Source organism: Streptomyces sp. Mut1 (assembly GCF_030719295.1).
Taxonomy (GTDB): domain Bacteria; phylum Actinomycetota; class Actinomycetes; order Streptomycetales; family Streptomycetaceae; genus Streptomyces; species Streptomyces castrisilvae.
Map to the genome: position 1 here is coordinate 810,159 of NZ_CP120997.1, position 18,765 is coordinate 828,923.

The 18,765-nt window shown below is 71.4% G+C and carries 15 protein-coding genes; 6 read left to right on the forward strand and 9 right to left on the reverse strand.

Annotated elements, in window-relative coordinates:
- Positions 1-44: 44 nt before the first annotated feature.
- The gene (locus P8A18_RS03200; protein WP_306051586.1) at positions 45-425 is read right to left on the reverse strand and encodes a hypothetical protein; all 381 of its coding nucleotides are present in this window, start codon (positions 423-425) and stop codon (positions 45-47) included.
- Positions 426-946: 521 nt separating this feature from the next.
- A complete protein-coding gene (locus tag P8A18_RS03205; RefSeq protein WP_306051588.1) occupies positions 947-1,993 on the reverse strand; it encodes a LacI family DNA-binding transcriptional regulator in 1,047 nt (348 codons plus the stop codon).
- Between the two features lie 234 nt (positions 1,994-2,227).
- Between P8A18_RS03205 and P8A18_RS03210 the strand changes: the two genes are divergently transcribed.
- The 5 genes from P8A18_RS03210 (at position 2,228) to P8A18_RS03230 (ending at position 9,762) form a co-directional block, all read left to right on the forward strand.
- Positions 2,228-3,529: an ABC transporter substrate-binding protein gene (locus P8A18_RS03210; RefSeq protein ID WP_306051591.1), complete on the forward strand. Its 1,302-nt coding sequence runs from the start codon at positions 2,228-2,230 to the stop codon at positions 3,527-3,529.
- A 108-nt stretch (positions 3,530-3,637) separates the two neighbouring features.
- On the forward strand, positions 3,638-4,600 hold the full coding sequence (locus tag P8A18_RS03215; RefSeq protein WP_371933631.1) for a carbohydrate ABC transporter permease: 963 nt from the start codon (positions 3,638-3,640) through the stop codon (positions 4,598-4,600).
- A complete protein-coding gene (locus P8A18_RS03220) occupies positions 4,597-5,544 on the forward strand; it encodes a carbohydrate ABC transporter permease (protein WP_306051594.1) in 948 nt (315 codons plus the stop codon). Before P8A18_RS03215 ends, P8A18_RS03220 begins: the two co-directional genes overlap by 4 nt.
- 53 nt (positions 5,545-5,597) lie before the next feature.
- A complete protein-coding gene (locus tag P8A18_RS03225) occupies positions 5,598-7,403 on the forward strand; it encodes a glycoside hydrolase family 35 protein (RefSeq protein WP_306060650.1) in 1,806 nt (601 codons plus the stop codon).
- Positions 7,404-7,581: 178 nt separating this feature from the next.
- Positions 7,582-9,762, forward strand: coding sequence for an RICIN domain-containing protein (locus P8A18_RS03230; RefSeq protein ID WP_306051596.1), 2,181 nt, complete (start codon positions 7,582-7,584; stop codon positions 9,760-9,762).
- 239 nt (positions 9,763-10,001) lie between these two features.
- Here P8A18_RS03230 and P8A18_RS03235 read toward each other — a convergent pair whose 3' ends face one another.
- Positions 10,002-10,802: an SAM-dependent methyltransferase gene (locus P8A18_RS03235; RefSeq protein WP_306051598.1), complete on the reverse strand. Its 801-nt coding sequence runs from the start codon at positions 10,800-10,802 to the stop codon at positions 10,002-10,004.
- Between the two features lie 264 nt (positions 10,803-11,066).
- On the opposite strand from P8A18_RS03235, the gene P8A18_RS03240 reads away from it, so the two are divergent.
- Complete coding sequence (locus P8A18_RS03240) at positions 11,067-12,053, forward strand: alpha/beta hydrolase (protein ID WP_306051599.1); 987 nt, start codon at positions 11,067-11,069, stop codon at positions 12,051-12,053.
- Positions 12,054-12,108: 55 nt separating this feature from the next.
- Here P8A18_RS03240 and P8A18_RS03245 read toward each other — a convergent pair whose 3' ends face one another.
- From P8A18_RS03245 to P8A18_RS03270, 6 genes are read right to left on the reverse strand one after another with little or no spacing between them, the layout of a single operon-like run.
- Entirely contained in the window at positions 12,109-13,503 is a 1,395-nt protein-coding gene (locus P8A18_RS03245; protein WP_306051602.1) for an amidase, read from the reverse strand.
- Positions 13,500-14,726: an NADH:flavin oxidoreductase gene (locus tag P8A18_RS03250; RefSeq protein WP_306051604.1), complete on the reverse strand. Its 1,227-nt coding sequence runs from the start codon at positions 14,724-14,726 to the stop codon at positions 13,500-13,502. The genes P8A18_RS03245 and P8A18_RS03250 overlap by 4 nt, the downstream gene beginning before the upstream one ends.
- Positions 14,723-15,730 carry an oligopeptide/dipeptide ABC transporter ATP-binding protein gene (locus P8A18_RS03255; RefSeq protein WP_306051606.1) on the reverse strand — a complete coding sequence of 336 codons (1,008 nt, stop codon included), beginning with the start codon at positions 15,728-15,730 and terminating at the stop codon, positions 14,723-14,725. Before P8A18_RS03255 ends, P8A18_RS03250 begins: the two co-directional genes overlap by 4 nt.
- Positions 15,727-16,770 carry an ABC transporter ATP-binding protein gene (locus P8A18_RS03260; protein WP_306051609.1) on the reverse strand — a complete coding sequence of 348 codons (1,044 nt, stop codon included), beginning with the start codon at positions 16,768-16,770 and terminating at the stop codon, positions 15,727-15,729. Before P8A18_RS03260 ends, P8A18_RS03255 begins: the two co-directional genes overlap by 4 nt.
- Complete coding sequence (locus tag P8A18_RS03265; protein ID WP_306051611.1) at positions 16,767-17,801, reverse strand: ABC transporter permease; 1,035 nt, start codon at positions 17,799-17,801, stop codon at positions 16,767-16,769. Before P8A18_RS03265 ends, P8A18_RS03260 begins: the two co-directional genes overlap by 4 nt.
- On the reverse strand, positions 17,794-18,762 hold the full coding sequence (locus tag P8A18_RS03270; protein ID WP_306051613.1) for an ABC transporter permease: 969 nt from the start codon (positions 18,760-18,762) through the stop codon (positions 17,794-17,796). Before P8A18_RS03270 ends, P8A18_RS03265 begins: the two co-directional genes overlap by 8 nt.
- Positions 18,763-18,765: the final 3 nt, after the last annotated feature.

Below are 18,765 nucleotides of genomic sequence, written 5' to 3' on the forward strand. Positions count from 1 at the left end.
CCGCCCCGCTGCCGTCGCGCACGCGACCGCGCTTCACGAGTACGTCAGGCATGGGCGTCGAGGATCACTGAGCGGGTCGGGTCGCGGGGGCGGTCCGGGTCCAGGCCGTACGTCCAGCCGGCGCCGGGGAAGGTCAGCGGCCCGGCGTCGCACAGCTGCGGATCCAGCGGTGCGGCCACCGCCCGTTCCGCGTCCTGGATGGCACGGGACAGGGGACGCGTCCCGGCGGGCAGCGGGCCGGCCGACTCCAGGTGGCCGCGCGGCAGGGCCATGAACCAGGACGTTCCGCGGCCGACCACGGCCACCCGCTCTCCGCCGCGGGGGAGCACGTTCCGCGCCTGCGGGACGAGAGCCGCCGCGCGCCGCCGGGTGCCGGGTGGTGACGCGATTTCCGTGGTGGTGCGGGATTCGATCGAATCGGCCATGCGCGGGGTCCTTCTTCTTCGGACGGGGACTGCACTGGAAGGCTGATGCTGAAAGTTGCTCGAAACGAGCGACTTTCGAGCGGAATCGAGCATGCGCCAGTATCGGTTGCGGCCGGGCGTGGGCCAAGATGGGTTATCGGACCGTTACCTTCGCTCGGTGAACGGCCGACTGCCAGGGCTGAAGCGGGGCGGCGGACGGCCCGGACGTCGCCACCCCGGGGCGGGTTGAGCCCAGCACCCACCGCCGCGGTGTCGAGCCGATGTCGCGCCGCGGGGTGGCGAGGGTGCCGTCGGCGGTGGAAGCACGACGGCGGGGTGGACCGGCTCTTCGGGAGGCGGTCGTACGGCGGCCCCGAGCGGCGCTGAGCACCCACCGCGGATTGCCGCCGCCAGTGGGGGCGGGTCCGCTGGATCACCCCGGCGCCGCCGGAGGCCTCGGCGCCGGGGTGCGGCGAGGGTGTGACCTCAGGTGCCCCTTGAGGTTGTGTCCCTGTGTCGCGAGTCGAAGGTGCGCCCGGACGTCAGCTGGTGCGCCCCGCGCCTCGGGCCCGCGGGGGTGCGGTGCTGGCGCGCAGTACCAGTACGGGTTCCAGGTTCTGCGGGCCGGCCGTGCCGCCGGGATCGGCCGGGCGGCGCAGAAGCTGGGCGACCGCGAGTTCGCCGGTACGGGCGAAGGGCTGGGCGATGGTGGTCAGCGGAGGGGTGCAGTACGCGGCGAGGTCGATGTCGTCCATGCCGACCAGGGACACGTCCTCGGGGACACGGCGGCCGAGTTCGGTGAGGGCGCGGATCACTCCGAAGGCCATTTCGTCGCTTGCGACGAAGACGGCGGTGGCGTCCGGGATGCGGCCGACGATGAGGCCGTTGCGGTAGCCGGAGGCGGGCGACCAGTCACCCTCCAGCTCGGGGGGCGCCGCCCGGCCCGCGGCTTCCAGCGTTTCGCGCCATCCGTCGCGCCGGCCGGCTGCCTCCAGCCACTGCTCGGGCCCCGCGATGTGCCAGACGGTCTCGTGGCCGAGGTCCAGGAGGTGCTGGGTGGCCAGGCGTGCCGCGTACGCCTGGTCGATGGCGATGACCTCGGTCGTGTCGGTCCGGGAGCCGTCGATGGTGATCGTGGGAACGGCCCGGGTCAGCTGCTCGATACGGGGGCTGCTGTGGATCAGCGGCACGGACAGGATGACGCCGTCGACGCCCTGGTCGGCCAGCCGGGAAAGCGCTGCCTCGATGGCGGAGGTGTCCAGCGAGGCGGTGGTGGCCGTGCTGACCGCGTATCCGGCGGCGTGCGCCGCGTACTCGATACCCGCCGTGACTGCCGCCCGCGAGTAGAACGTGGTCTGGAGCGTGACGACACCGATGGTCCGGCTGAGGCCGGAGGAGAGCATCCGGGCGGCGTTGTTGCGGCGGTAGCCCAGCTGCTGCACCGCGCTCAGCACTTTGGCCCGGGTGCGCTCCTGCACGTTGGGGTGGTTGGCGAGCACGCGCGACACGGTCTGCGCCGATACACCGGCCAACTGCGCCACATCCCTCATGCCCGGTTGGCGTGCCGCGCGCGCTTCCTGCTTGCCCATGGGTTCCTTCCTGCCCGTACCTCCCCAGAAGTGTATGGAGGGCGGCATCGCGAACAGGCACATGCCCCTCACCCCGGGAGGTTGTCGTCGCCGAAGCATTGGCACCGGTAACAATTTCTGCCATAGTTCCGGCCCATGGAGCGCGTCGGAACGACTGATTCCCGTCGCGGGCCAGCTTCTATGGGCCACCCACGGCCCTTCCTTCAGGGCTGGCCGCATCGCAGAGGAGACGCTGTGAAGAGCACTGTTGCCCGGGTGGCGAGCGCGGTCGGAGCCCTCGCCCTCACACTTACCGCCGCCGGCTGCGGCGGATCGGACGACGGCTCGTCCTCCGCAGACGGCAAGTCATCGGTCACATTCTGGGGGTGGGCGCCCGGCTACGCCCAGGCCGTCAAGGCGTTCAACGCGTCCCACCCGGACATCAAGGTCACCTACCAGGCGGTGCAGCCGGGAGCCAAGGGCGGCTACCAGAAGATGCTGAACGCCGTGAAGGCCGGCAACGCACCCTGTCTGGCACAGCTGGGGTACGAGACGCTGCCGAGCTTCGCGGCGCAGGGCGCGCTGCAGGACGTGTCCGCCGAAGTGAGCGCGGATGACCAGGCGGATTTCCAGGAAGCCGCCTGGAAGTCGGTCAGCCTGGGCGAGCAGGTCTTCGGCGCTCCGGTCGACACCGGCCCGATGGCGCTGTTCTACAACAAGAAGGTCTTCGACAAGCTCGGCCTCAAGCCCCCGGCCACCTGGGCCGAATACCGGACCGCGGCCGAGAAGATCCACGCCGCCGACCCCAAGCACTACGTGTCCTCGCCCTACCTCAACTACGACTACGCGGGCCTCGCGTGGCAGGCGGACGCGGGCTGGTTCGCCACCAAGGGCGATGCCTGGCAGGTCACGATGGACTCGCCGGGCAACAAGAAGATCGCCGACTACTGGCAGGGTCTGGCCGACGACCACCTGATCAGCAACGCGCCGATGTACGACCAGGGGTGGTACACCGGCCTGGGCAACGGCGACATCGCCACGGTGGTCGGCGCGGTCTGGCAGGCGGGTGTCATCAAGGGCGGCACGAAGGCCGGGGCCGGGCAGTGGGCCGTGGCCCCGATGCCGCAGTGGGACGCGAACGCCCCGAAGGCGGGGAACGCGGGAGGCTCGGCCACGGCCGTCCTCAAGGGCTGCGACGACACGAAGGCCGCCTGGGAGTTCGCCCACTGGCTGAGCACCGACCCCACCACCTACGGCACGCTGATCGAGAAGGCCGCGCTCTACCCGGCGGCCAAGAAGCTCCTCGATCTGCCGCAGCTCAACAAGGCAGACCCCTACTTCGGCGGGCAGAACATCTACCCGGTCTTCGCCGAGGCCGCCGCGCAGGTCGGGACGGACTGGACCTGGGGACCGCTGATGACCAAGACGGCGGCGGATCTGGACGACGGCCTCGGCAAGGCGTGGGCAGGCAAGAGCTCCATCGCCGACGCGCTGAGCGACGCACAGAAGAAGACCCTCGCCGAGATGGGCAAGCAGGGCCTGAAGACCACTCCGTAGCAAGGGGAAAGCAGCGGTACACCCCGGCCGATCCCTCCCCGCCGTCGGCCGGGGCGTACCGCGCCGCTGACCACCGCAAGGCAGCCCACCCGACGAAGGAATCCGCACGTGTCCCATTCCAGCGCACCGGGAGCGGTCGCCGCCGCACCGCCCGGCGCTCGCGCCTCCGGACGGCCCGTCCGGCACCGGCCGCTCTCCCGCGCCGCCAAGCCGCTTCTGTTCTGCGCGCCTTTCCTCGTCCTGTTCGCGGGAATGTATCTGGCGCCGATCATCTACGCCGCGGTCAGCAGTCTCTCCACCATCCGGCGCTCCGGCCTCGGGCTGACCGCTCCCACCAAGGTGTTCGATCCGCTGGGCAACTACACGCGGGCCCTGCACGACGACGCCTTCATCGGTTCACTGGGCCGGGTCGCGCTCTTCGGAGTGGTCCAGGTGCCGGTGATGCTGGGCCTGGCGCTCGGGCTCGCGCTCCTCCTGGACGCCAAGTCGGCCCGCGGCAAGGGCTTCTTCCGCCTCGCCGGGTTCCTCCCGTACGCGGTTCCCGGGGTGAGCGCGGCCCTCATCTGGTCCTTCATGTACTCGCCGCTCTCCAGCCCGGTCAACCGCCTCCTGGCACACGCCGGGGTCACCATGCCCTTCTTCGGCTCGGACGTGGTGCTCTGGTCCGTCGCCAACATCGTCACGTGGAGCTGGGCCGGCTACAACACGATCATCATCTACGCGGCCCTGCAGTCCATCCCCGCCGAGGTGCTGGAGGCGGCGCGGGTGGACGGTGCCGGCGCCTTCCGGACGGCGTGGAGCATCAAGGTCCCGGCCGTGCGCGGTGCCCTCGTACTCACCACCGTCTTCTCGGTGATCGGCTCGGCCCAGCTGTTCAACGAGCCCGCCGTCCTGCAACCCGTGTCCGCCGGATCCATCTCGTCGGCCTTCACACCGATCATGTCGGCCCAGAGCGCCGTAGCTGCGGGCAACTACCCCTACGCGGCCGCCCAGTCGGTGATCCTCGCGCTGCTGGTCGGGGTCGTTTCGATCACGTTCTTCAAGATTACCGGCCGACGGGAGTCCGCATGAGCGCCATCAGCACGGCGAGGACCGACCCGGCGGCGCCGGGCACCCGGCCCGCACAGACACCACACAGGTCCCCGTCCCTCCGGCCGGCCCCGAACCGCAGGGCGTCCCGGCGCGAGACCACTGTCACCAGCCGTGTCACGGTCACCGCACTCCTGGGACTGTCCGCCGTCTATTTCCTCTTCCCCCTGTGGTGGCTGCTGGTCTCGGCGACCAAGCCGTTCGGTGAGCAGTTCAGCGGCAGCGGCCTGTGGTTCGACGGATTCGGGCTGTGGGACAACATCGTCCGGCTCGGCGAGCAGGACGGCGGGATCTTCTGGCGCTGGATGCTCAACAGCCTGATGTACTGCGGTGTCGGGGCGCTATTGGGGACGTTGTTCTCCGCACTCGCCGGATACGCCCTGGCCAAATTCGACTTCCCCGGCAGGGGAGCCGTCTTCGGACTGGTGCTGGCGGCCGTCCTGATCCCGAAAGTACTGTTCACCCTGCCGCTGTACCTGATGTTCTCCAGCGTCGGGCTCATCGACAACCCGCTGGCCGTTCTGCTGCCCAGTGTGGTCAGCCCCTTCGGGGTCTACCTGGCCCGGGTCTTCGCGTCGCAGACCGTCCCGGACGAAGTACTGGAGGCCGGGCGGCTCGACGGCGCCGGCGAGCTGCGGATCTTCCGCGGCATCGTGGTCCGGATGCTGCTGCCCGCACTGGTCACCATCTTCCTGTTCCAGTTCGTGGAGATCTGGAACAACTACCTGCTGCCGGCCATGGTTCTCGGCGACGACCGCCTGCAGCCGGTCACCGTGGGCCTGGTGGGCTGGAACGCCAGCCACGTCGCCGTGCCGCCGCCCCTGGTGGTCATCGGATCCCTGGTGTCCGTCGTCCCCCTCCTTCTCGCCTTCCTCGCCCTGCAGCGCTTCTGGCGCGCGGGCATGACCGCCGGAGCCGTCAAGTGACCACCCAGGCCCACCCTCCCGGCGCCCACCGCACCGAGACCGACGCGGACCGTGTGCCGCCCGGAGCCCGGCCCCGCCGTGCGCAGCCGGCCCTGACCCACCGCACCGGCACCCTGCTGCGCCGAGGCCTCCCCCACCGCGTGCTCTCCGGCTCGCTGCACTACTTCCGTGTCCACCCCGAACAGTGGGCGGACCGCCTGGAGCGGCTCGCCGCGCTCGGACTCAACACCGTCGACACCTACGTTCCGTGGAACTTCCACGAACGCGCCCCCGGCGCCATCCGCTTCGAGGGCTGGCACGACCTGGAGCGCTTCATCCGGCTGGCACAGGGGCAGGGCCTCGACGTGATCGTCCGCCCGGGCCCGTACATCTGCGCGGAATGGGACAACGGCGGGCTGCCCGCCTGGCTGACCGGCACCCCCGGCATGCGGCTGCGCACCTCCTACCCACCATTCCTGAGTGCCGTCAGCCGATGGTTCGACGAACTGATCCCTCGCATCGCCGCACTCCAGCACTGCAATGGCGGACCGGTCGTCGCCGTACAGATCGAGAACGAATACGGCAGCCACGGCGACGACACCGGGTATCTGCGCTTCATCCGCGACGCCCTGGTAGCCCGCGGCATCACCGAGCTGCTCTACACCGCGGACGGCCCCACCGACCTGATGCTCGACGGCGGCACTCTCCCCGGCCACCTGGCTGCCGTCACCTTCGGCTCCCGGCCCGAGCAAGCGGCCGCGCTGCTGCGCTCACGCCGCGAGGCGGAACCGTTCTTCTGTGCCGAGTTCTGGAACGGCTGGTTCGACCACTGGGGCGAGAACCACCACGTCCGTCCCGCCGCGGGTGCCGCCGACACCGTGGCCCGCATCCTGGACGCCGGGGGCTCGGTGAGCCTCTACATGGCGCACGGCGGAACCAACTTCGGCCTGTGGTCCGGTGCCAACCACAACGGAGACCGGCTCCAGCCGACCGTGACCAGCTACGACTCCGACGCGGCTGTCGCCGAACACGGAGCGCTCACACCCAAGTTCCACGCGGTGCGGGACCGGCTGCTCGGCCCGGACGCGACCACCCCTCCGGTGCCGGCCGACCCACCGCTCCTGGAACCCCGAACCCTGCCCCTGACCCAGGGATCCGCGCTGCTCGACGCACTGCGCACGGTGAGCGAGCCGGTCCACGCGCCGCTGCCGCTCAGCTTCGAGGAGCTGGGCCAGGCATCCGGGCTGGTGCTCTACACCGCACATCCGCTGCTGCCCGCCGGCGAACACGAAGTGACGGTCACCGGCCTGCACGACCGGGCCCACGTGTTCCTCGACGGCACCCTGGTCGGAGTACTGGACCAGGAGACAGCCTCCTGCCAGGTCGCTGGGAACGGACAACGGGCCCGCCTGGAACTCCTGGTGGAGAACCAGGGCCGGATCAACTACGGACCGCTGCTCGGCCAGGGCAAGGGAATCCTCGGTGGACTACGGGTGGAACGCCGCCTCGTGCACGGCTGGAGCATGCACCGGATACCGCTCGACACATGGACACCACAGGAACTCGCGCGCACCGCCTCCGCCGCCCCGCCCGCCGGCACGACCGGCTTCGCCACCGCTTCCCTGACCCTGGACCGCACGGCCGACACGTTCGTCGCCCTGCCCGGCTTCGGCAAAGGCTTCTGCTGGATCAACGGCAACCTGCTGGGCCGCTACTGGGAGATCGGTCCCCAGCACACCCTCTACCTGCCGCGTCCTTTCCTGCGTACGGGCGACAACACGCTCACCGTCCTGGAGCTGGAGCGCCTCGGTGACCGGATCGAGCTCGTCGACCGTCCCGAACTCGGCGCTCCTGAGGAGTACATCGAAACCTTCGGCTGACCCCGCTCACTCCATTCCTTCCGTCCCCGAGAGGAGCCGGCACCGTGCCCGTCCCCGTCCCCGTTCCCGTTCCCGTGAGGACCATCTGGCCCCCGCCCGCATCCCCCTTCACGGTCACCCCGCACCCGACGACGGTCGCGCACCCGGCGCACCCGGCGAAAACCCACAAGGAGAAGCCATGACAGCTACACGTAAAAAGGTGGTGAGCGCACTCGTGGCCGCGGCTCTTGCCGCAGCCGGCGGGGCCGCGCTGGCTGCCTCACCCGTATCGGCAGCCCCGTCCTACACGGTCGACGTCGGTTCGAAGGGCACGTGGAACCGCCCCGACGACACCCCCGCCTTCCCCTACATCGACAAGGACGGCACCTTCTACTACCAGCAGGCCCACGCCCTCTACGGGGCGAGCGAAGGCCGCGCCTGGTCCTTCTACTCCGGCGCCGACTTCGACAGCGCGACCCGGCACCCCATCAGCGACGCGGTCAACCCGGCCGACTCCAACGACAAGAACAACGACACGACCTCACGCTGCGACAACAGCCCCACCGGCAGGACCGCCACCGATCCGCCCGCCGGGTCCAGCTACTCCCAGCGCAATTTCTGCGACCTCGCGGGTGTCTGGGTCGACCCCGACACCGGCGACTGGTACGGCCTGGTCCACAACGAGTTCACCCCCCAGCCCTTCGGTGACGGCGTGCACTACGACGCCATCGACTACACCGTCTCCACCGACCAGGGCAAGACGTGGACCATCAAGGACCACGCGATCACCAGCCCCTACAGCACCAAGCGCGGCGACACCTCCGCCTTCCCGCAGAAGACCTACCACTACGGCGACGGCGACCAGCGGCTGTTCGTCGACACCGCCTCCGGGTTCTTCTACGTCTTCTACGGTTCCCGCGTCGTCGACAAGAACGGCGGCTGGAAGGCATTCCACGCCCACGTCGCACGCGCCCCCATCTCCGCCAAGATGGCGCCGGACAGCTGGCAGAAGTGGTACAACGGCGCCTGGTCCCAGCCCGGTGTCGGCGGCAAGGAGAGCAACATGGTGCCCACCAGCACCAACAGCTCCGGCTACACCCCCGTCGACAAGGAGTACGACCCGGCCGCCACCGGCACGGTCGCTGAACAGGTCGCTGCCGGCAGGACGCCGCCCACGTCGCCCCTATTTGTCATGGACATCACATGGAATGCCTATCTGGGGCTCTACATCGGTGAGCCGCAGGCGGTGGACCAGTCGGGCAACGCCCCGCAGCAGTTCTACGCCACCGACGACCTGACCACACAGAAGTGGCGGCTGATCGGCGACACCGGCAGCTACACCAATGCCTCCTGGTACCGCTGGTTCCTCGACGGCGCCAACAGGACCAGCTCCGGCATCGTGGGCCGCGACTTCCGCTCCTACTGCTCCTTCGGCTGCTCCGGCGGTTCCTCCGCCGAGTACGTCAACCTCTCCATCAGGACCGACAGCCCTGCCGCCCCGGTCGACACCTCCAAGACCTACCGGATCACCGGCGCCGACAGCCGCGCCCTCGCCCAGGTCTCCGGCAGCACCGCGACCACGTCCCAGAACGCCGGCGGCGCCAACCCCGACATCTGGTCCTTCGCCTCCAACGGAGACGGCTCCTACCGCATCGCCAACACCAGCACCAGCGCTCTGCTGGGGGTCGGGACGTCACCCGCGCAGCGGGCCTGGGGAACCGCGCCCACCGCCACCGCGGCGGGAGCGAACGATCCGACCGTGGGCCAGCAATGGTTCGTCGTCCGCAACGCCACGGGTGGCACGTACCGCCTGGTCAACCGCTACAGCGGTCTTGTCCTCGGCGTCTCCTCCGGTACGGCCGAAACCGCCCCCGCCCGCTTCTGGACCGCCCCCTCCGGCGGGGTCGGAAACGCCCGCACCGCCGCCCAGCAGACCCTGGCCCTCACCCCGGCCGGCACCGCGCCCGCCACGCTCGACGGCGTCCACACCCTCACCACGGGCGGCAAGGCCCTGGACGTCCCCGGCCACAGCACCACGGCCGGCACCCAGCTGACCACCTACGCGTCCAACGGAGGCGACAACCAGAAGTGGCGCTTCACCCGGCAGACCGACGGCAGCTACGAAATCGCCGGCGTCGAGTCAGGACTGTGCGCCGACGTCAGTGACGGATCCTCCACCGCCGGCGGCAAGATCATCCTGTGGACCTGCCACGGCGGTGTCAACCAGCGCTGGAAGGCTACCCTGCGCAGCGACGGCACCTACACCCTGACCTCCGCCAACAGCGGACTGGCCCTCACCACAGCCTCCGGCTCCGACGGCGCACTCGTCACCCAGCAGGCCGACACAGGGGCCTCCCCGCAGCGCTGGACCATCGGCTGAACTCCCGTCCCTCCCGGTGCGCGGTCCGATGACCGCGCACCGGCCCCCACAGCGTCCGGCACGGTGCGCGTTCCGCCACCACCGTGCCGGACCCGGGACACCGCACACCGAAGAACCGCACCCCGACCGCCCGCACCGCGCCCCTCGCTGCCGGCCTCCGGCATGAAGTCCGCACAGTGACTGAGGATGATCGCGGTGCCGTACGACGAGGGCGCCGGCATCGGCCGAGCAGGCGGCGGCTACCGCTTGGCGGCCACGAATCCCCACTGGTCGACCGGGTCGGTGACGACCGGCTCCTCGGGGCGCCACAGGCTGATCGAGCCGAAGCCGGGCTCCACCAGTTCGAGTCCGTCCGCGAAGGTCGCGATGATCTCCTTGGGGCGCGAGATGTACGGCATGGCGCCGCCACTGGCGTACTCGTCGGACCCGGCCCGTGTCTCCGGGGTCTCGATGGTGTCGCACAACATCAGGTGGCTGCCCGCGGGCAGCGCGTCCAAGTAGCTGCGGAGCAGCGCCGCGGCCTCGTCGGCGTCCGCCAGATGTCCCAGCGTCGAGAGCACCATCACGGCCACCGGCCGGTCGAGGTCCAGTGTGCGGGCGGCCTCGCGCAGCACCGTCTTCGCGTCCCTCAGATCCGCGTGCACATAGTCCGTGGCCCCTTCGGGCCGACTCGTCAGCAGGGCTCGGGCATGGGCGAGAACGATCGGGTCGTTGTCCACGTACACGATGCGTGCCGTCGGCTCGACGCCCTGGGCGACCTCGTGCGTGGCGTTCGCCGTCGGCAGGCCGGTGCCGAGGTCCAGGAACTGCCGCACCCCCGCCTCGGCGGTCAGATAGCGCACCGCGCGTGCCTGGAACGCCCGGGAGGCGCGCGCTATCTCGATGATCTGCGGGTACAGCTCCTCCATCGTCGCCCCGAGGCGGCGGTCCACCTCGTAGTTGTCCTTGCCGCCCAGCCAGAAGTTCCACACCCGCGCCGAATGCGGCGTACCCGTGTCGATTCCGTCCACCGCCATCTGAATGCCCTGCCCGTCAGTCATCGGCCCTCTTAGCGTCGTACGACGGCGGCACGGACACACTCCGTACCGCGCATGCCCATATTTCCTCACGTGCAACATCCGCACCAGCCTGAGGGGGAGCAACTCCCCTGCGGGACAGGGGGAAAGCCTTTGCGCGGGTGGAGGACGGCGCCGCCCCGCCGCCGCGAGTTTGCCGGAACGGCAACGCCGATCGCGCCGATGGACCGCCCGTCGCATGATCGGCACGTAAGCGCGACCGCCCGCCCATGACCCGAGGAGAGACCCTTGCAGCCCGAACCGACCGCCGGCTTCCGCCACCGCACCGTCGACAGCCCGGCCGGGCGCCTGCATCTGGTGGAGCAGGGCACCGGCCCCCTGGTCCTGCTCGTGCACGGCTTTCCCGAGTCCTGGTACTCCTGGCGCCACCAGCTCCCGGCCCTCGCCGCCGCCGGCTACCGCGCGGTGGCGATCGACGTACGGGGCTACGGCCGCTCCTCGCGGCCCGCCGCGGCCGACGCCTACCGGATGCTCGATCTGGTGGAGGACAACATCTGCGTGGTGCGCGCCCTCGGCGAGGAGAAGGCGGTGGTCGTCGGTCACGACTGGGGTTCCAACATCGCCGCCGCTTCCGCCCTGCTCCACCCCGAGGTGTTCCGCGCGGTCGGTCTGCTGAGCGTTCCGTACGCACCGCCGGGCGGCCCCCGCCCGACCGACGTCTTCGGCCGGATCGGCGGCCCCGAAGAGGAGTTCTACGTCTCCTACTTCCAGGAGCCCGGCCGCGCCGAGGCGGAGATCGAGCCCGGGGTGCGCGGCTGGCTCGCCGGTTTCTACGCGGCGTTGTCCGCCGACACCATGCCGGCCCCGGGCGCCCCGGACCCGCATTTCGTCGCGCGCGGCGGCCGGCTGCGTGACCGCTTTCCGGCCGGCCGGCTGCCCGCGTGGCTGAGCGAGGACGATCTCGACGTGTACGCCGGGGAGTTCGAGCGCACCGGTCTGACGGGGGCGCTCAACCGCTACCGGAACATGGACCGTGACTGGGAGGACCTCGCACCCCACCGCGGAGCCCCGGTCGAGCAGCCGTCGTTGTTCGTCGGCGGCACCCTGGACGCCTCCACCACGTGGATGGCGGACGCCATCGACGCGTACCCCTCCACCCTTCCCGCCCTGTCCGGCTCGCACCTGCTCGAAGGCTGCGGTCACTGGATCCAGCAGGAACGCCCCGATGAGGTCAACGGCCTGTTGACCGAATGGCTCGCGGCCCTTCCCGGGTGAGGCCGCCGGGTGTGAGGCGGTCACGGCCGGCCGGGGATCCTGCGGCCCGTCCGCCTCAGGGCGCCGTGTCCCAGGGCGCCTCCGCCTCCAGCTGGGCCGCCAGGGCGAGCAGTGTGCCCTCCGCGCCGAGCGGGGCGCCGAACTGGACGCCGAGGGGCAGGCCCCGGCTGTCCCGGCCGAAGGGGACGGACATGGCCGGCATCCCGGTCACGTTGTAGACGCTGGTGAAGGCGGAACTGACGGAGGCGTGGCGGTAGATGGTCTCCGGGACCGCGGTGTCCAGGGTGCCGAGCAGCGGGGTGGGCCGGGCGAGGGTCGGGCTGAGCAGGACGTCGAAGTGGTCGAAGGCTGCCCCGGTCTCCCAGCCGATCTCCTGGGCGCGGCGCAGTGCGCGGCTGACGTCGGCCGCCGCCAGGGCCCGGTAGGTGTCGTACACGACGCGGGTGAAGGGTTCGATGTCGTCGTCGGCGAGGGGTCTGCCGAGGGCGGTGAGGCGGCTCTCGATCTGGGCGACCAGGTCCGCGCCCATCAGGACGGCGGAGGTGGCGGCCACGTCGCCGGGACGGTAGCGGGCGGTGGTCTCGGTGACGTCGTGGCCGAGGTGTTCGCACAGCAGGGCGGCGGCGCGGGCCGCCTGCGCGCACTCGGGGTGGACCTCGGGTCCTTCGGGGAGGGCGGTGAGCAGGCCGATCCGCAGCCGGCCCGGGTCGCGGCGGGCGAGTTCGGAGAAGGGGGCCGCCGGGGCCGGGGCGGCGTAGGCGTCGCCGGGCAGGGGGCCGGCGGCGACGTCGAGGAGCAGGGCGCTGTCCCGGACGGTCGTGGTGAGCGCGTGGTGGACGGAGACGAGGCCGGAGAGGGTGGTGGGGCGGGGCGCGGGCGAGACGCGTCCCCGGCTGGGCTTGAGGCCGAACAGGCCGCAGGCGGCGGCCGGGATGCGGATCGAGCCGCCGCCGTCGCTGGCGTGCGCGACCGGGACCATCCCGGCGGCGACGGCCGCCGCCGAACCGCCGCTGGAGCCGCCCGGGGAGCGTTCGGTGTCCCAGGGGTTGCGGGTGGGGCCGAAGAGGGCGGGTTCGGTGGAGGCGTTGAGCCCGAATTCGGGGGTGTTGGTGGTGCCGAGGACGACGGCTCCGGCGCGCCGGTAGCGGGCCACGAGTTCGCTGTCGTGGCGGGCGGTGGCGGTGGCGAAGAGGCGGCTGCCACTGATCGCGGGCAGGCCGGCGACGTCGGTGCCGAGGTCCTTGACCAGGACCGGGACGCCGTGCAGCGGGCCGTCGGGGAGTCCGGCCGCCACCTCGGCGCGTGCGGCGTCGAACCTGGTGTGGATTACCGCGCCCAGGCGGGGGTTGTCCTTCTCGATGCGGGCGATGGCCTGTTCGGTGACGGTGGCTGCGTCGGTGGCGCCGCTGCGGACCGCTCCGGCCGTGGCGACGGCGTCACGGCGGCTCATGACACGTACCCGGCGGGCTTGCCCCAGGTTTCGCGGCGGGTGGTGTTCCGGTCGACCAGGACGCAGCGGGTGCCGGTGAAGTTGGTCGGCATGCACTTGTTGCAGTGGATGCACAGGGAGGGTGTGGTGGCGTCGTCGTGCATGCGGTTGACCAGGTCGGGCTCGCGCAGCAGGGCGCGGGCCATCGCGACGAACTCGAAGCCCTCCCGCATCGCCAGGTCCATGACGGGCTTGGTGGTGATGCCGCCGAGCAGGATCATCGGGAGCTTCACCGCGGCCCGGATCTGGCGGGCGTCCTCCAGGAGGTAGCCGTCGCGGTAGGGGTAGCTGCGCAGGAACCGCTTGCCGACGAGCTTGACGCCGAGCTTGATGGGCTGCGGCATGATCGCGGAGAAGTCGTCCAGCGGGGCGTCGCCCTTGAAGAGGTACATCGGGTTGAGCAGGGAGCTGCCCGCGGTCATCTCCAGGGCGTCGACCGTGCCGTCCTGTTCGAGCCACTGCGTGACGGGGATGGCCTCGTCCAGCCAGAAGCCGCCGGGCACCCCGTCGTCCATGTTCATCTTGGCGATGACGGCGATCCGGCCGCCCACCGCGTCGTGGACGGCCCGCATGATCTCCCGGGCGAACCTGGCCCGGTTCTTGAGGCTGCCGCCGTAGGCGTCGGTGCGGTGGTTGATCTTCGGGCTGAGGAAGGAGCTGGCCAGGTAGTTGTGGCCGAGGTGGACCTCGACGGCGTCGAAGCCCGCGTCGACGGCGCGGCGGGCGGCCTCGGCGTGGGCCTCGGTGACGCGCCGGATGTCGTCGAGGGTCGCCTCCCGGGCCCAGCTGATGGTGGTGGCGTGGAAGTGCCGGGACGGGGAGAGCGCGGGGGCGCCGTTGCCCTTGGGGTTGGCGACGGGGCCGCCGTGGCCGATCTGCGCGCTGACCGCGGCGCCCTCGGCGTGGACGGCTTCGGTGAGCGCGCGCAGGCCGGGCATCGCCTCGTCGGTCCAGTGGATCTGGTGGCGGTCGGTGCGCCCTTCCTTGGCGACGGCGCAGTAGGCGACGGTCGTCATGCCGACGCCGCCCTTGGCGTAGGCGACGTGGAAGTCGACGAGGTCCTTGGTCACCAGGGACTTGTGGCTGAGCCCTTCGTAGGTCGCGGCCTTGATGACCCGGTTGCGGAGTTCGAGCGGGCCGAGCCGGGCGGGCGCCAGGACATCGGGGGTCTCGGTGGTGGTCATACGGGGTTCCTCTCGGGCGGGGCGTGGTGGCAGGCGATCCGGTGGCCGGGGCGGATCTCCCTGAGCGCCGGCTCCCGCTCGGCGCACCGGGCGGTGGCGAGCGGGCAGCGGGTGCGGAAGCGGCAGCCGGACGGCGGGTTCAGCGGGGACGGGAGTTCGGCGGCGGCCCCGGCCGGTCCGGGCTCGGGCGCTCCGGCCGGTTGTGGGCCGCGCTGGACCTCGGGGAGCGAGGCGAGCAGCAGCCGGGTGTAGGGGTGGACGGCCTCGTGGTGCATGCCGTCGGAGGGCAGGACCTCGCAGACCTTGCCGAGGTACATCACCATGACGCGGTCGCTGATGTTCTTCACCACGGCGACGTCGTGGGCGATGAACACCATGCTCAGCCCGCGCCGGCGCACCGTCGTCTCCAGCAGGTTGAGGATCTGTGCCTGGACGGACACGTCGAGGCTGGAGACGGGTTCGTCGCAGATCAGCACCTCGGGGTCGAGGAGCAGGGCGCGGGCGACGCAGACCCGCTGGCACTGGCCGCCGGAGAGTTCGTGCGGTCTGCGCTCGCGTACGGTCGCCGGGTCGAGGCCGACGTCGCGCAGTGCGGTGTCGATCCGCTCGTCCTTGTCGCGGGTGTCCTCGCCGCTCCCCCAGATCGAAGGGCCCTCCCACACCAGGTCCTTGACGCGGCGGCGGGGGTTCAGGGCGGAGACCGGGTCCTGCATGATGATCTGCATCCGGGCGCGGGCCCGGCGCAGTTCCCTGGGGGCGAGCCCGGTCAGGGTCACGTCGCCGAGGCGTACGGTGCCGGAGTCCGGGGGCGGCAGCTGGATCAGGGAGCGGCCTACGGTGGACTTTCCGCAGCCGGACTCGCCGAGGATGCCGAGGGTTTCGCCCGCAGCGACCTCCAGGCCGACCCCGGAGACGGCGTGCACCTTCTGCCCTCGGCCGGCCGGGTACTCCACGACGAGGTCCTCGGCGCTGAGCGCGGGCGCGGTGGGTCGGGTGCTCGTCATACGGCGGCCTCCTCGGCGGCTCCCAGGGGGTGGTGGCAGGCGACGGCACCGGAGCCGGGGGCCCCGGTGAGCCGGGGGGACTCGGTGGCGCAGCGGTCGCTCGCGTGGCCGCAGCGGGGGGCGAAGCGGCAGCCTGGGGGCGGGTTCAGCAGATGGGGCGGGCGGCCCTCGATGGTCGGCAGCAGGGTGTGCGGGGGCTGGTCGATGCGCGGCACGGAGGCGATGAGGGCGCTGCTGTACGGGTGCCTGGGGTGGTCGAACACGGCGGCGGTGGGGGCGTATTCGACGAGGCGGCCGGCGTACATCACCGCGACCCGGCCGGTGCGGCCGGCGACCGTGGCGAGGTCGTGGCTGATCAGGATCATCGCCATGCCGAGGTCCCGGGTCAGGGCCTGGAGCAGGTCGAGGATCTGTTTCTGCACGGTGACGTCGAGCGCGGTGGTCGGTTCGTCGGCGATGAGCAGGCGCGGCCCGCAGGCCAGGGCCATGGCGATGACGACGCGCTGCCGCATCCCGCCGGAGAGTTCGTGCGGGTACTGGCGGGCGCGGCGGGCCGGCTCGGGGATGCCGACCTGCCGGAGCAGGTCGACGGCGCGTTCCCGGGCCGCCGTACGGTTCAGCCCCTGGTGCAGCCGGACGCTCTCGGACAGGTGGGTGCCGACCTTCTTCACGGGGTTGAGCGAGGTCATCGGGTCCTGGAAGACCATGGCGACCTCGGTGCCCCACAGGGCCCTGCGGCCCGCCGGTCCGAGGGCGTGGACGTCCTGGCCGCCGAGCAGGACGGTGCCGGAGACGGTGGTGGCGGGGCCGTCGGTGATCAGGCCCATGAGGGTGCGGCCGAGGACGGACTTGCCCGAGCCGGACTCCCCGACGATGCCGAGGGTCTCGCCCTCGCGCAGGGCCAGGCAGACGCCGTCGACGGCCTGCACGGGGCCCCGGGGGGTGTGGAAGACGGTCCGCACGTCGGTGGCGGTGAGGAGGGCGGGGGCTTCGGTGTCCGTGGGGGCCGGGGGCGCTTCGGACAGGGGCTCGGTGGTCACAGTTTCACGCTCCGGGAGTCCCAGCGCCCGCGAGCCTTCTCGCCGACGATGTTGAAGGCGAAGACGGTGAGGAAGAGGAACGCGCCGGGTACGAGCACGATGTGCGGGTGCTGCTCGAACACCCGGCCCTCCCCTTCGGCGATCATGTTTCCCCAGGTGGGTTCGGGTGGCTGGATGCCGAGTCCGAGGAAGCTGAGGGACGCCTCGGCGACGATGAGGACCGAGATCATGACGACGGCCAGCGACAGCAGGGGCAGCAGGACGTTGGGCAGCAGTTCGCGCAGGAGGATGCGGGAGCGGGTGGCTCCCATGGCGCGGGCGGCGACGACGAATTCGCGGTTGGCGTACGCCATGGTCGTGGCGCGGGCGAGCCGGACCATGCCGGGGATCGTGAGCAGGGCCAGCGAGAAGGCGATGTTGCGCAGGTGCGGCTGGAGGACGGTCGCCAGGGCGATGAGCAGGATCAGCGGGGGCACGGCGAGCAGCGAGTTGGTGGCCATGCCCACGACCCGGTCGGCGGCCTTCCCGAAGTAGCCGGCGGCCATGCCGATCGCGCCGCCGACGACCGTACCGATGGCGACCGCCGACAGGGAGATGAGCAGCGAGGAGCGGGCGCCGTACAGGGACCGGGCCAGCAGGTCGAGCCCGAAGGCGTTGGTGCCCAGCGGGTGGCTGCCCGCGAACACCGGTCCGCCGAAGACGGGTTCGGCGACCGTCGTCGCGACGTCCCGGTCCTCGGCGAGCGGCAGCCAGGGCGCGGCGAGCATCGCGAGGCCGAGCAGCACCAGCCAGCCCGCGCCGAACCAGAACACCACGTCGAAGCCGGGCCCCGCCCACCGCTTCCCGAGCCGGGAGGCGCCGGCGAGCGTCAGACCGAGGCCGGCCAGGGCGACGGCGGTCCTGGCGAGCGGGACGAGCCGGCCCGTGCGTGCCCCGTACACCAGCAGGACGAGGCCGGCGGCGGTCAGGGCCAGGGCGGTGAGCAGCGGCAGCGGGAAGGCGGTCCGCGCACGCGGAACGATCTCAGACATGGACACGTCGCGTCCTCGGATCCAGGTAGCCGTAGGAGAGGTCGATGCCGGCGTTGATCACCACGTAGATCACGGCGACGGTGAGCACCGCGCCCTGGACCATCGGGTAGTCGCCCTGGCCCGCCGCGTTGACGATGAGCGTTCCCATGCCGGGCAGCGAGAACAGGTACTCCACGACGACGGTGCTCCCGATGAGCCGGCCCAGGCTGAGCCCGAGAAGGGTGACCAGGGAGAACGAGGAGGGGCGCAGGGCGTCGGAGAACAGGACGCGCAGCGGGTTCATGCCCTTGGCGCGGGCGGCGAGGATGTAGTCCTCGCGCAGGGTGACGATGAGGTCGCCGCGCAGGACCCGGGTGAACATGGCGAGTTCGGCGAGCCCCACGGTCAGGGCCGGCAGGAAGGCGTGGTGCAGGTTGCCCACCAGGTCTCCGTCCCCGATCCGCACCCACTCGGTGCGCGGGAACCAGCCGGCCGAGTCGACCAGCAGAAGCACCAGCAGCAGACCGGCCAGGAAGCTCGGCACGGACAGCACGCCGAAGGTGCCGGCGCCGATGATCCGGTCGGCCGCCGAACCCTCCCGGTACGCCGACCACATGGCCAGCGGCACCGCGAGGACCAGGGCGATCAGCAGTCCGAGCACCGCGATCTCGAAGCTGACGGGCAGTGCGGACAGCACCCGGTCGGTGACACCGCTCTGCGGCGGTACGACGGAGTGGCCGAGGTCTCCGGTGAGGGCGTTGCCCAGCCAGTCGAAGTAGCGGGTGACGAGCGGCTGGTCGAGACCGAGGTCGTGGCGGACCTCGGCGTACTCGGCGGGCGAGTGCCCCGCTCCGAGGATGTCGACGGCCGGGTCCGACGGCATCAGGACCACCAGGGAGAACACCCCGATGCTCGCGACGAGGAGCACGCCCACCAGTTCCAGGCCCCGCAGGGCGAGGCGGCGCAGTGCGGCGGGGCTCATGGT